This window comes from Lactobacillus sp. PSON (genome assembly GCF_052615405.1).
The window spans coordinates 219,828-232,198 of the sequence record NZ_JBQXFW010000008.1 but is presented as its reverse complement, the minus strand read 5'-3'; the positions used below and the strand labels follow the sequence as shown (position 1 = coordinate 232,198).

13 protein-coding genes and 1 pseudogene are annotated in these 12,371 nt (G+C 32.1%); 5 read left to right on the top strand and 9 right to left on the bottom strand.

The annotated features are described in order from the left end of the window. Positions 1-157, bottom strand: a pseudogene (locus tag ACTHPI_RS08765) (anion permease); the annotation flags it as partial. A gap of 287 nt (positions 158-444) precedes the next feature. Here ACTHPI_RS08765 and ACTHPI_RS08760 point away from each other — a divergent pair. Both ACTHPI_RS08760 and ACTHPI_RS08755 read left to right on the top strand, forming a co-directional pair. Continuing rightward, a complete protein-coding gene (locus ACTHPI_RS08760) occupies positions 445-1,398 on the top strand; it encodes an NAD(P)/FAD-dependent oxidoreductase (protein ID WP_445353759.1) in 954 nt (317 codons plus the stop codon). A 10-nt stretch (positions 1,399-1,408) separates the two neighbouring features. Further along, the gene (locus ACTHPI_RS08755; RefSeq protein WP_445353755.1) at positions 1,409-2,059 is read left to right on the top strand and encodes a VTT domain-containing protein; all 651 of its coding nucleotides are present in this window, start codon (positions 1,409-1,411) and stop codon (positions 2,057-2,059) included. A 10-nt stretch (positions 2,060-2,069) separates the two neighbouring features. On the opposite strand, the gene ACTHPI_RS08750 is transcribed toward ACTHPI_RS08755, so the two are convergent. Genes ACTHPI_RS08750 through ACTHPI_RS08730 form a run of 5 tightly spaced genes read right to left on the bottom strand, consistent with a single transcriptional unit; the run spans position 2,070 to position 5,749 of the window. Next, positions 2,070-2,675 (bottom strand): TIGR01906 family membrane protein, encoded by a 606-nt coding sequence (locus ACTHPI_RS08750; RefSeq protein WP_445353754.1) that lies wholly within the window; start codon positions 2,673-2,675, stop codon positions 2,070-2,072. After that, positions 2,672-3,448, bottom strand: coding sequence for a TIGR01457 family HAD-type hydrolase (locus ACTHPI_RS08745; protein ID WP_445353753.1), 777 nt, complete (start codon positions 3,446-3,448; stop codon positions 2,672-2,674). Before ACTHPI_RS08745 ends, ACTHPI_RS08750 begins: the two co-directional genes overlap by 4 nt. After that, positions 3,448-4,035 carry a YutD family protein gene (locus tag ACTHPI_RS08740; protein ID WP_445353752.1) on the bottom strand — a complete coding sequence of 196 codons (588 nt, stop codon included), beginning with the start codon at positions 4,033-4,035 and terminating at the stop codon, positions 3,448-3,450. Before ACTHPI_RS08740 ends, ACTHPI_RS08745 begins: the two co-directional genes overlap by 1 nt. A gap of 4 nt (positions 4,036-4,039) precedes the next feature. After that, positions 4,040-5,410 (bottom strand): bifunctional metallophosphatase/5'-nucleotidase, encoded by a 1,371-nt coding sequence (locus ACTHPI_RS08735; RefSeq protein WP_445353751.1) that lies wholly within the window; start codon positions 5,408-5,410, stop codon positions 4,040-4,042. 9 nt (positions 5,411-5,419) lie between these two features. After that, positions 5,420-5,749 carry a hypothetical protein gene (locus tag ACTHPI_RS08730; RefSeq protein WP_445353750.1) on the bottom strand — a complete coding sequence of 110 codons (330 nt, stop codon included), beginning with the start codon at positions 5,747-5,749 and terminating at the stop codon, positions 5,420-5,422. A gap of 78 nt (positions 5,750-5,827) precedes the next feature. On the opposite strand from ACTHPI_RS08730, the gene ACTHPI_RS08725 reads away from it, so the two are divergent. Together ACTHPI_RS08725 and pepV are read left to right on the top strand one after the other, a co-directional pair. Further along, positions 5,828-7,204, top strand: a complete 1,377-nt coding sequence (locus ACTHPI_RS08725) for a glycerophosphodiester phosphodiesterase (protein WP_445353749.1) — start codon at positions 5,828-5,830, stop codon at positions 7,202-7,204. Positions 7,205-7,259: 55 nt separating this feature from the next. Then, positions 7,260-8,663 carry a dipeptidase PepV gene (gene pepV, locus ACTHPI_RS08720; RefSeq protein WP_445353748.1) on the top strand — a complete coding sequence of 468 codons (1,404 nt, stop codon included), beginning with the start codon at positions 7,260-7,262 and terminating at the stop codon, positions 8,661-8,663. A 29-nt stretch (positions 8,664-8,692) separates the two neighbouring features. Here the strand turns inward: pepV and ACTHPI_RS08715 are convergent, their stop codons facing one another. Then, positions 8,693-9,544 carry a transporter substrate-binding domain-containing protein gene (locus ACTHPI_RS08715; RefSeq protein WP_445353747.1) on the bottom strand — a complete coding sequence of 284 codons (852 nt, stop codon included), beginning with the start codon at positions 9,542-9,544 and terminating at the stop codon, positions 8,693-8,695. A 109-nt stretch (positions 9,545-9,653) separates the two neighbouring features. Continuing rightward, entirely contained in the window at positions 9,654-10,655 is a 1,002-nt protein-coding gene (locus ACTHPI_RS08710) for a substrate-binding domain-containing protein (RefSeq protein WP_445353746.1), read from the bottom strand. 166 nt (positions 10,656-10,821) lie between these two features. Between ACTHPI_RS08710 and ACTHPI_RS08705 the strand changes: the two genes are divergently transcribed. Continuing rightward, the gene (locus ACTHPI_RS08705) at positions 10,822-11,928 is read left to right on the top strand and encodes a M24 family metallopeptidase (RefSeq protein WP_445353745.1); all 1,107 of its coding nucleotides are present in this window, start codon (positions 10,822-10,824) and stop codon (positions 11,926-11,928) included. A gap of 68 nt (positions 11,929-11,996) precedes the next feature. Here the strand turns inward: ACTHPI_RS08705 and ACTHPI_RS08700 are convergent, their stop codons facing one another. Beyond that, positions 11,997-12,371 (bottom strand): DUF1269 domain-containing family protein, encoded by a 375-nt coding sequence (locus ACTHPI_RS08700; RefSeq protein ID WP_445353744.1) that lies wholly within the window; start codon positions 12,369-12,371, stop codon positions 11,997-11,999.

Sequence of the window (12,371 nt, the reverse complement as noted above, 5' to 3'; positions counted from 1 at the left end):
TTGACATTGGTCCCATTTTTTCAAGTTTACTTTCAGCCCACTTTTTAGCATCTGGTGTTTCTTTAATTTCAGGTGGATAAATTTTATAAATAACCAATGGAATAATTAAAGTTAAAACAGCTACTGGAACTACAGCTGTAAAGAACCATCCAGCCCATTTTCAAAAGTTTTTTGAGCTTTCCTGTCGTCTCGCTTTTTCCTGACGACAGTTAAATATATTACCAGCTTTTCTTCTTTTTGACAACCCCTTTTTTAAATCTTTTTTCAAAAGTTTTTACTTGAGTTGTCTCTTCCTTTTTCAGAAGTTCTTTATCGCTTCAAGCGACTTTATTAGAATACAGGACTTTCTCTTAAATTGCAACCCTTTTTTCTAAAAAAATTAATGAATCTTTTTTAGTTTCATGTTAAAGTTGGTACATCAATAATTATGAGAGGAGTTTTAATATCAAAAATTTTGATTTAGCAATTGTAGGCGCTGGTCCTATCGGACTTTTTGCTGCGGATTTTGCTCACCTTCATGGTTTAAATACTATTATTTTTGACTCGTTGAATGAAGTCGGTGGTCAACCTAATTTGCTTTATCCATTTAAGCAAATTTCAGATATTCCAGTTTTTGAATCAATTACGGGAAGTGACTTGATAAAAAATCTTCATAATAATATCAAGAATAAAGTTACTATTAAAACCAATCATCGCGTTGAAAAAATTGATAAAAATCCTGAGGGTTTTAATATTGATGACAGTTATCAAGTTAAAACTATTATCATTGCTACAGGAACTGGCTCATTTAAGCCAAAGAAATTTCCGCTAAAAGCGACTGAAACAATCAATAAACGTATCAATTACTACATTAAGGACCCAGCTTTATTTAAAAATCAAACAGTTGGAATTTTTGGTGGAGGAGACTCGGCCTTGGATTGGGCAATTGAACTTTCAAAATATGCAAATATCAAATTAATTCATCGCCGTAAAGAGTTTCGTGGGTTAGAAAGTAGCGTGCAAAAACTTAAAAATTTACACAATGTTGAAATTTTAACACCTTATCTTCCAAAAAGTATTGAATCAAATTCAGACCAACTTACTATCAATTTGAAAGAAGTAGGTGGAGATAAAATTTTAACTCAAAACTTTAATCAAATAATTGTGGCTTATGGCTTTCGCGCTGATAATCGCTTAGTTAAAAAATGGGGTATTGACCTAATTGGCTCACATATCATCGTTAATCAAGAAATGAAAACTAATATTGATGGTATTTATGCTATCGGTGATGCAATCGATTATCCAGGTAGAGTTCCTGTAATTGGACTTGGATTTGGAGAAGCTCAAATTGCAATTACAGCAATCATGCGCCAACTCTTTCCAGAAAAAACTCTAACAATTCATTCAACAAGTATTTAGGAGAAATTTTATGCCATTGATTGACTTTATTCTTCATATTGATGACCACTTAGTTACAATTGTTAACCAATTTGGCGGGTGGACTTATCTAATTTTATTTGCCATTATCTTTATTGAAACTGGGTTAGTTATTTTTCCTTTTTTACCAGGTGATTCATTAATCTTCGCAGCAAGTGCCATGGCTGCTAACCCTCGCTATCAACTCAATATTTGGATTATTTATTTAGCAGTTGTACTAGCTGCTATATTAGGTGATAGTGCTAACTATGAAATTGGAGCACGCACTGCTCATGCTGGAGAAAAACATGCTTGGTTTAACAAGTTGATCAATCAGAAAAATCGTCTTGCAGCAGAGAAATTTTTTGATCGACATGGACCAATAACAATTGTTGTCGGGCGTTTCATTCCTTTCATTCGTACTTTCGTTCCATTTATTTCTGGAGGAAGTAAAATGCATTATGGCAAATTTATTACCTACAATGTTGTAGGTGGAATTTTATGGACTGGTCTTTTTACACTTATTGGATTCTTCTTTGGAAATATTCCATTTGTAAAGGATCATTTCTCAATGATTGTTATTGCTATAATTTTAGTATCTGTTGTACCAATTGCAATTGTTGCATTAAAGAAAAAAATTACACTCAAAAAGGAATTCCATTAAGGAATTCCTTTTATTTATGCAATAATTCTTTTATAAAAAACAACTCATAGATAAATGCGCCAACTGCAAAACATGCTGCAAAAAACTCTTCTGTCAAAACATCAATAATTGGATCAGTATTAGGATCAAAGAGCCAATTACTATTAGAGAAAAATAAATGATGGAAAAACACAAAAAAACCATCAAAATTTATTAAAGCAAATGGTAAAACAATCACTGGCAAAAGAAGCAAAATAATCGTCCAAGACTTATCTAAAACCAACATATCCATTTGCTGCTTTTTCTTCGCAATAATCCATATTAGTAAACAAATAATAAATACAATTATTGACATTATAAATAATTTTTTTACATCAGCAAAATGTTCTGCTGCATTTATTGACGTAGGAAAATTACTCATCTGTAATTTTTTATCAAAAGGCCAAATCAAATACCATATCAACTGATTATAATTTGCCATAATTTTAAAAATTGATAAATTAACTATTTCATATGTTTTTTGAAATAAAATACATATAAATAATAACGGCCAACTTATAATTATTGCTCCAACTACGCTTACAGTAAGAGCAAAAAAGAAATTATAAGCTATAACCAAAAAATTATCTCTTCTCATATCTTATATTCGTCTAAGTTATTAACTAAAATTGTTGGTTGCCGCTTACCATTAATGTCTTCTTTAGTAGTAACTCCTGTTAAAGTTAACATTTGGTCTACGTCACTATTAAAGCCCGCTCTAATATCAGTATTATAGTTATCACCAACAATTAACGTTTCTTCACTAGTGTGCCCAGTTAAGTTCAACGCCATATCTACAATAATCGGTTCGGGTTTTCCAATATAAAAAGGTCTTTGCCCTGTAGCTGCAGCAATAAACTCGCATTGAGAACCATTTCCCGGAATTAATTCATCCCCTAAAGGCAAATTCAAATCCGCATTTGTCCCAATAAAAGTTGCTCCATTTCGAATTGCGCGTGTTGCTACCCTGACCTTGTGGTATGTTAAATCAGTATCCATTCCGACAATAACATATTCTGGATTTTCTTCATTTAATTCAAATTCAGGATGTTGACTTAATAATTCACTTTTTAAGCCAATTTCTCCAATAATGTAAACACCAATTTTTTTATCATGAGGATGCTTATTTAAAATATACGTTGCAGTTGCCATGCTTGGAGTATATACATGATCAGTATCTGTTACAATACCATGCTTAGCTAATTTTTCTACAACCATTTCAAGAGTACGAGTTGTATTATTAGTCAAAAACAAATAATCTTTACCTTTTTGCTGAAGACGATGAACAAAATTTACCCCACTAGCTATTGTCTCATCCCCACGATAAACAGTACCGTCTAAATCAATTAAATATAATTTATAATCATTCATTATTCACTTTTCCTTTTCTTTTTAATTACAAAAGCATGGCGACTATTTTCTTTTTTGACTGCAATACTTTTTTGCTTTTTGAATTTTGTAGAGCGAACCTTTCTCTTTTTAAAATTATTATGTACATGCTTCTTATTATAATGCTTTTTATAATGGCCTCGATAATGCTCACGCTTACGCGTATTATTAGTATAATGATGAACTGGCATTATTAATTGCAAGACAAAATAAGCACTCCCTGGATTACAATACTCTATTAAGTAATCAGCAATTGCTCTTTGTTTCTTATCAATAGATGTGCGAACCACATCTTTATAAAAACCTTTTAATCTTAAATGTTCACTAGAAATATCTCCAACCAAAAAATCATATTGATCTAAATATGGATCATACTTTTTTCGTAATAAATCAATATCAATTGCATCAAATTTATTAATTAGAATTTTATAAATTTGATTGCCAATTTTTATTTTTTGGTTTTCCTCATCGATTACTACTTTAGTGAGAGGATGACGCAAAGGTTGTTCTTTTTCAAATTTATTCTCACTATTTAAGGCAGTCTTATCTTTAGTTTCTTTTTTTGTCATAAATTCACTTCTTGTCTACTGGGTAAGTTTTAGCTAAATAATCTCCAACTACTTCTCGTAAGAATTGCGGAAATAGAAATTCATTATCTCCTACTATTGATAATGTTGGGAAAAATGGAATTAAAACATAATGATCTAAAGTAGCAATTTTATACTCTTTTTCTGGGTCAATTTCTTTACCATTTACATAGACGATTCTATGGCGGTTATCAACTTTAATTCCCTTGTAGTAAACTTGCCCAAAAATTTTTCCTCTAAAACTCATCCCTTGCAATGGAAATTTATCTAAGTAATGTCTATTCTTTTCAATTTCCATTACTAATCTCCACAAATCAATTCCTTTCAAAGTTGTCCGAACTACGTGCATTGGATGAGGCAGAGCTTTTTGCAAATCATATTTAGTTAAAATTCCAGATTTAAATGGAGTAATAAATAATCCAGAACTAAGCATAGCCAAATCAACCCCTGCATAATCGCTGATTGCATCTAAAGAAGCTTCAATAGCAATATCTTTATCATCAGCAAATTTAGCTGGAAGATGTGCAACCTTTTCGCTTTCTAAAATTTCTCTTCCCTTATCAAGATAAGCTTGAATTATTTTTTCATCATTTTTTTCAGCAGGCATTGAAGCTGTTGGAACAGTTGTTGGAACAATTTTTTTAAAATGATGTTCATCATCTACTTCGATATGAATATCACCTACATAATTCCCCCACTTTCCTGTTTGAGTAATCCACGTATTATTAACTTTTTCGCCATTTGGAATTAAATCATGACTATGACCACCAACAATTAAATCAATTTGCGAATAAGTCTTAGCAAGCCACCTATCCATTCTCAACCCAATATGTGTAAGCATAATTAAAGCATCGTATTGCCCTTCAATCTTAGGTAAGAGATCATCCATTGTATTTTTAAGCATTTTAATATGCCAATGATTAGGACCATATGTCATTGGATAAGCAGCTGTTAAACCAATTAGAGCAATTCGAGTACCTTTTTTAGTAGTTAAAATTTTACTTTGACTACACCAAGCTGGCATAGATTCATCTTCTTCACGCAAATTTGCCAATACTACTGGAAAATCAGCATGGTCAAATAACTTTTCAAGAACTTGATGTGAATTAGAAATTCCCTCATTATTTCCAATTGTAATCGCATCATAATTAAACTCATTCATTAATTGAATATTAGCTTGTCCTTCTGTTGCATCACTTAATGGATGAGAACGGTCCATGAAATCACCTGCATCAAAAGTTAAAACCTGATCTACTGTTTTATCATTTTGAGCTTGATGAAGATATCGCTTAATTTTAGGAAAATGTTCAAAATGTGAATGTAAATCATTAGTATGTAAAACACGTATTGTTTCCATAATCTTCTCCTAACCAATGTGATTTGCTTTTAAAATCATATTATATGCATCTAATATTTTTCCTTTTGGCTTATCCCATTCAGTCCATTTAGGATTTTTCCAATCATCTTCATTCAAAAGAGTCTGAAGATCATAATTTTTATTGATATATTCTTCATAAGTTATCAAAGGCTTGGTACGGGCAATATTAACTTGGAGTATTTTAACTTCTTTAATTAAGCCATTATCTGCAGCAAGTTCTGCAATTCCATTTTGATCAATGTTAGAAATTTCATAATACTTAGTGCCATCATTTCGAGTAATTTCTTCAATCAAATCTAGTTGTTCATATTGTGCCATTTATCTCAATTCCTTGTCTTAGTTTTATAGCCTTTTTATGCCTCTACATGTTACCATCAAATAAGAAGAGGTGGATCTATGCAATTTAAACGTTACTTTTTACTAGTATTTTTCAGTTTGATATTTTTTATAAACTCCGGTTTTACTATCGTTGGTCATCGCGGCGATCCAGTTAAATATCCAGAAGAAACTATCCAAAGTGATAATTCTGCTTTTAAATCTGGAGCTGATTACGTAGAACTCGATCTACAATTGTCAAAAGATGGAGTATTAGTGATTACTCATGACGATGACTTGTATCGAGTTACTCATACACATGCAATTGTATCACAAAATAATTTCAACACACTTAAAGAACTAAAGTATGATAATGGTGAACATGTAATGAGTCTTGATGAATTGTTTGACCATTATAAAAATAAACCCAATACTAAATTTGTTCTTGAGACTAAAGTTGACCATTCAGTTGACGATTCTTATGAATTAGAAGATAAAATTGCTCAAGTAGTTAAAAAATACCATATGGAAAATAGAATTATGATTCATTCTTTTTCTAATGCAAGTTTATTTCATTTTAGAAAAATACTACCAAATAGTTATTTAATTTTAATCGTAGGAAGCTTAAAACGGATTAACTTTAGCATCTTACCTCAGGTTAATGCGGTAAATGTTTCATCAGATATTATTCAAGAGCATCCTTTTTTAATCAGTTGGCTTCATAAATTAAACAAACAAGTCTATGTTTGGGCTGAAATGGATGAATCTCCTTCATTGTGGCACTGGCTTATTAATAAAAATGTTGATGGCGTAGTCACTAACTTTCCTGCGACTGGATTTAAATATAAATTAGCTAAAAGTGGCACAGAAAAATATGCCATCAATCAAACTGGTATTTATTTTGGCAAAAGAAAAACAAATACAATGATGAATCCATATGTCAGAATCAAAGAAAATACATATGTTTTTCCTAATCAAAAATTAAATATCATGTATGGTGTACGTGCAGATGATAACCTTTATTATCAAATTGCTGAGAAAACTTTTATTTCTGCAGAATTTGTTAGCCTTGATTTAACTAAAAGAGATATAGCTCCTTACGAAAACAAACAAATTATTGCCAAAACTAATAATGTCGCAATTTATAACTTGCCTGAAAATCAATCTAAAACTCAAAAAACCTTACCTACAAATAAACTATTTAAGATTCTGAATTTTAATGGTTCTCCTAAAAAACTATGGCTCTATACTAATCAAGGCTGGATAAAAGCAGAAGATGTTTTGTTTTATGGATTCTTTGATAAACTATCATTTAAACAGTACAAATCTTTACCCCATATTAGCCAATATACAAATATTTCTCTGGCTAAACTTATATTACCTAAAGTCAAAACAAACTCATACTTAGAAAATATCTCTGCTTTAGATAAAATTTGCAATTATAAGACACTTCTCTAGATTAGGAGTGCCTTTTTTTGATAAAATTTTTTTAACTAGAAAAAGGAGGATTCTTATGGAATTAGATTACAAGAAATTAGCATTAGCTAAAAAAGATGATATTTTACGTGATTTAGGAGAATTAATTGCTATTGACTCTTCTGAAGACTTAAGCAACACATCTAAGGAATATCCAGTAGGACCTGGTCCAGTCAAAGCAATGAAGAAATTCTTGTCTTTTGCAGAGCGTGATGGATTTAATGTTAAAAATGTTGATAATTACGCTGGTCGAGTAGATTTTGGTGAAGGTAAGAAACGTTTGGGCGTTATCGGGCATATGGACGTTGTTCCTGCAGGAGATGGCTGGGTTACTGATCCATTTAAGATGATAATTAAAGATGGTAAAATCATCGGTCGTGGTAGTGCTGATGATAAAGGACCTGCTCTTGCTGCATACTACGGAATGCTTTTACTTAAAGAAGCAGGATTTAAGCCTAAAAAGAAAGTTGACTTCATTGTTGGTACCAATGAAGAAACTAACTGGGTTGGAATTAACTACTACTTAAAGCATGAACCAACTCCTGATCAAGTATTTTCTCCTGATGCAGAATATCCAATTATCAATGGTGAACAAGGTATTTATACTTTGACTTTAACATTTAAAGATAATTCTGAAAAAGGACAATACAGTTTAGACAGCTTTAAAGCAGGAATCGCTGAAAATGTCACCCCACAAAAAGCATTTGCTACAATTTCTGGTGCAGATCTTGATGAAGTACGTAAAGCATATGAAAAGTTCTTAAAAGAAAACAATCTTGAAGGTAAATTTGAAATCAATGGCAATACTGCTAACATCGAATTAATCGGTCAAGGTGCTCATGCTTCTGCTCCTCAAGTTGGTAGAAATGCTGCTACCTTCTTAGGGCTTTTCTTAAATGACTTTGAATTTAAGGGACGTGACAAGAACTTCTTAAACTTTTTAGCTGAAGTTGAACATGAAGACTTCCAAGGTAAAAAGTTAGGTGTATATCATCATGATGATTTAATGGGTGATTTATCTAGTGCACCAAGTGTATTTGAATATAATGGTGAAACTGCCGTCTTAAAAGACAATATTCGTTACCCACAAGGTACTAATCCTGAACAAATGGTTAAACAAGTTAATGATAAATTTGGCAATATTTTAACTGCAAGTTTTGATTCATTTGAAGAACCTCACTACGTTCCAGGAAATGATCCGCTTGTTAAAACTCTTCTTAAAGTTTACGAACATCAAACTGGTAAGCCAGGTCATGAAGTTGTTATTGGCGGAGGAACTTACGGACGCTTATTTGAACATGGTGTGGCATTTGGAGCTCAACCAGAAGATGCACCAATGGTAATGCACCAAGCCAATGAATATATGAAAGTTGATGATTTAATTGATTCAATTGCTATTTATGCTGAAGCAATTTATGAATTAACTAAAGATGCCGACTAAATAAAAAATGGACTTTAAAAGTCCATTTTTTATTTACCTTCTGCTTCTTTAATGCTAAATCCAGGAATTCCGCTGAACCATTTTTTCATTAAACGATTATAAGTACCATCTTTTTTAAGTTCAGTTAATGCTTTATCAATTTGATTAGCAAGTTTTGTTTGCCCTTTATTAACTGCAATTCCATATGGTTCATGGGTAAAGGTACCACCAACCACCTCATATCCAGAGTTTTCAGCAGCAATCCCTGCCAGCATTCCATTATCAGTACTCATTGCAATAGCTTGTCCTGCTTTTAAAGCAGTGAATGCTTGACCATAATCATCATATTCTAAAACATGTGCCTTTGGAGCAAACTTATGAATATTTTCCACTGCAGTAGTCCCTTTAACTGCAGCTACAACAGCTTTACTATTATCTAAATCTTTAATATTTTTAACTTTACTACCTTTTTTTACTAACAAAGATTGTCCAGCATAAAAATACGGTTTTGAAAAAGTAACGATTTTTTTACGTGCTGGTGTAATAGTAACTGAAGAAATAGTAGCATCAATATTACCATTTTTTAATACAGGAATTTTAGTTTTAGAACTAACTTGAAATAGCTCTGCTTGACCATTTTTACCTAAAATCTTTTTAGTAATAGCACGAGCCATATCAATATCAAATCCAACTAGCCTATTTTCTTTAATATCCATAATTGAAAATAAGCGTGTGTCATTTTTTACACCCCAAATGATTTTATTGCTACTTTTTACTTGCTTATAAACTTCATTTTTAGGCGGTTGTTCTGCTTCTCCAGTATCATTTTCACAAGCTGCTAAGTTGAATGCTGCTAAGAAAATAATAATCGCAGCAAATATCTTTCTATATTTTTTAAGCATTAAGTTCTTGCCTCCTGATTAATTGTGCATCTTTTATTTATTATACGAAAAAAGGATAAGTTACTCAAAACGAGTTTCTTATCCTTTTTAATTTAAATAAATTTTTAACCTATTGATTCAATGTACTTTGTTTCTTTAAAAGTTCATATGGAAGTTCAATATTAATGTCGTCAACTTCCTCATTATTCATGAGTTTAGTTAACATTCTCATTGCTACAGCACCCATATCATATAGTGGTTGCTTAATTGTAGTAAGCGCAGGACGAACAACAGAAGCAATTTGCGTTGCACTTGCAGTTACAATTTCTAAATCTTCTGGTACATTTGCTCCAGCATCAATAGCAGAATTTAAAATTCCAACTGCACTGCTATCACGAGTAACAATTACTCCATCAATTCCATCTTTTACAAGTTGTGAATAAAGATTATATCCATCTGAATAATCTTTAATATTAGTGTAAATATGTTCTTCGGATAAATTGTGATCTTTTAAAAACTGCTTATAAGCAGGAATTCGATAATCACTATTAACTACAGCATCAGGATCTCCAACGACCATCGCTAAATTCTTTTTACCATCATTGAACATTAAGTTTAATGCTTCTGTATCTGCTTTTTTATAATCAATAGTAACAGAAGGCAAATCTACACGACTATCTTTAGTTCCAGCAAGCACAACTGGTGTATTAGTTCTTTCAAAAGCTTCTACTGTTTCATCAGAAAGACGGTTTGACATGTAAATAACCCCATCAACTTGCTTGTTAAGCAAACTTTGAATAGCTTGGTCTTCCTTCATTAAACGATTTTCAATACTGGTAATAATAATATTATATTTATACAAAAGCGCAATATCATCAATACCCTTTGATAACTCTGCGAAATACAAATTAGTAAGGTCAGGCACAACTAATCCAACAGTAGTTGTACGCTTAGAAGCCAAACCTTGAGCAACAGCGTTTGGTTGGTAATGAAGTCTCTTAATAACTTCCATAACTTTATCGCGAGTTTCTTTACGAACATTATTATTTCCATTAACTACTCGAGAAACAGTAGCCATAGAAACTTTTGCTTCTCGAGCAACATCATAAATAGTTACTTCTTGTTTATGCATTTTAATTCCCCAGTTCTTCTTAAAAATTTCCATTACACAAGATAACATGAAAATCCCAAAATTGCAAACGTTTACACCTATTCTTTCATTTTTTCATGATTTTTTATACTTTTTTCATGTTATAATCACGTTGATTGTACACTTTTTTCAAGAAAGGACTATATATATGAATTTAGATAAACTGCAAGAATGGCTTGTTTCAACTGGCAATGATGTAGCTTATATCTCAGATCCTTTGTCAATTGCTTACTTCACTGGTTATTCAATGGAACCACATGAACGTATCTTTAGCCTAGTAGCTTTAAAAGATGCCCCTGCATTTGTTTTTGTTCCAGCATTAAACGTTGAAGAAGCAAAAGCATCTGATTGGAATGGAGATGTAGTTGGCTACCTTGATTCAGAAGACCCCTGGGCAATAATCGGTGATGAAATCCGTAAAAGAACTACTAAACACAAAAATTGGGCAATTGAAAAAATCAACTTACCTGTTGCTCATTTCCAAAACTTACGGAGTAACTTCCCAGATGGTAGTTTCACCAATGATGTTTCTGGATTTATTGAACGTATTCGTTTGTACAAAACTCCTGAAGAAATTGAAAAGCTAAAAGGTGCTGGTCGTGAAGCGGATTGTGCTTTCCAAATTGGTTTCGATGCAATTAGAACAGGTGCAACTGAAAGAAGTATTGCTGGTCAAATTGATTACCAACTAAAAATTCAACATGGAGTAATGCATGAAAGTTTTGAAACAATTGTGCAAGCTGGTAAAAATGCAGCTAATCCACATTTAGGTCCTACAATGAATACTGTACAACCTAATCAATTAGTCTTGTTTGATTTAGGAACTATGCATGATGGTTATGCTTCAGATGCTAGTCGAACTGTAGCATACGGTGAGCCAAGTGCTAAACAACGTGAAATTTATGAGGTTGATCGTGAAGCTCAACAAGCCGCAATTGATGCAGTTAAACCTGGTATTACTGCCGGTGAACTTGATGCTGTAGCACGTGATATCATTAAACGTGCCGGTTACGGTGAATACTTTATCCATCGTTTAGGTCATGGAATTGGAATGAATGTTCACGAATTTCCATCAATTGTTGGTGGAAATGATTTGGTAATTGAAGAAGGTATGTGTTTTTCAATTGAACCAGGAATTTATATTCCAGGATTTGCAGGAGTTAGAATTGAAGACTGCGGAGTAGTAACTAAAGACGGCTTTGAAACATTTACTCATACTGATAAAGACTTAAAGATTTTACCATTAAAGGATTAATATGAATAAAAAAGACATGATAGTAAAAATACTAACATGCCTTTTTATTTATAACTCCAGTTAAAAAACTATGCCTTTGGCTTATCTTCTGATGAAGTTTCAGTAGTATGAGTAGCTTCTGCATTGTTTAAATCATCAACTGACTTCTTTGCATTATCAGTTGAAGTATTGTCATCATCTTTCTTAGAATCGTCAATAACAATATCATCAAAATCTTTTAATTCTGAGTCATCTTCAACATTCTTTGGGAATGATGCAAGTTGATTCTTAACAACTTCAGTACCGTTATCATACTTCTTCTTTAAGTCTTGAAGAGTATCATTATCCTTGATCTTCTTCTTAACGTCATCTAATTGTTCATCAGTTACAAGAAGTGAGCCTGCAACAAATCCTGCTGCAGCACCTGCAATAGTACCAACTAAAAAACTAGTAAATTTACCCAT

Excerpts from the sequence above, each read along its gene's own strand:
- ACTHPI_RS08745 (WP_445353753.1), bottom strand. The coding sequence starts at position 3,448 with ATGAATGATTATAAATTATATTTAATTGATTTAGACGGTACTGTTTAT.
- ACTHPI_RS08730 (WP_445353750.1), bottom strand. The coding sequence starts at position 5,749 with ATGGCACAATATGAACAACTAGATTTGATTGAAGAAATTACTCGAAAT.
- pepV (WP_445353748.1), top strand. The coding sequence starts at position 7,260 with ATGGAATTAGATTACAAGAAATTAGCATTAGCTAAAAAAGATGATATT.
- ACTHPI_RS08740 (WP_445353752.1), bottom strand. The coding sequence starts at position 4,035 with ATGACAAAAAAAGAAACTAAAGATAAGACTGCCTTAAATAGTGAGAAT.
- ACTHPI_RS08715 (WP_445353747.1), bottom strand. The coding sequence starts at position 9,544 with ATGCTTAAAAAATATAGAAAGATATTTGCTGCGATTATTATTTTCTTA.
- ACTHPI_RS08705 (WP_445353745.1), top strand. The coding sequence starts at position 10,822 with ATGAATTTAGATAAACTGCAAGAATGGCTTGTTTCAACTGGCAATGAT.
- ACTHPI_RS08750 (WP_445353754.1), bottom strand. The coding sequence starts at position 2,675 with ATGAGAAGAGATAATTTTTTGGTTATAGCTTATAATTTCTTTTTTGCT.
- ACTHPI_RS08755 (WP_445353755.1), top strand. The coding sequence starts at position 1,409 with ATGCCATTGATTGACTTTATTCTTCATATTGATGACCACTTAGTTACA.
- ACTHPI_RS08710 (WP_445353746.1), bottom strand. The coding sequence starts at position 10,655 with ATGCATAAACAAGAAGTAACTATTTATGATGTTGCTCGAGAAGCAAAA.
- ACTHPI_RS08700 (WP_445353744.1), bottom strand. The coding sequence starts at position 12,371 with ATGGGTAAATTTACTAGTTTTTTAGTTGGTACTATTGCAGGTGCTGCA.
- ACTHPI_RS08735 (WP_445353751.1), bottom strand. The coding sequence starts at position 5,410 with ATGGAAACAATACGTGTTTTACATACTAATGATTTACATTCACATTTT.
- ACTHPI_RS08725 (WP_445353749.1), top strand. The coding sequence starts at position 5,828 with ATGCAATTTAAACGTTACTTTTTACTAGTATTTTTCAGTTTGATATTT.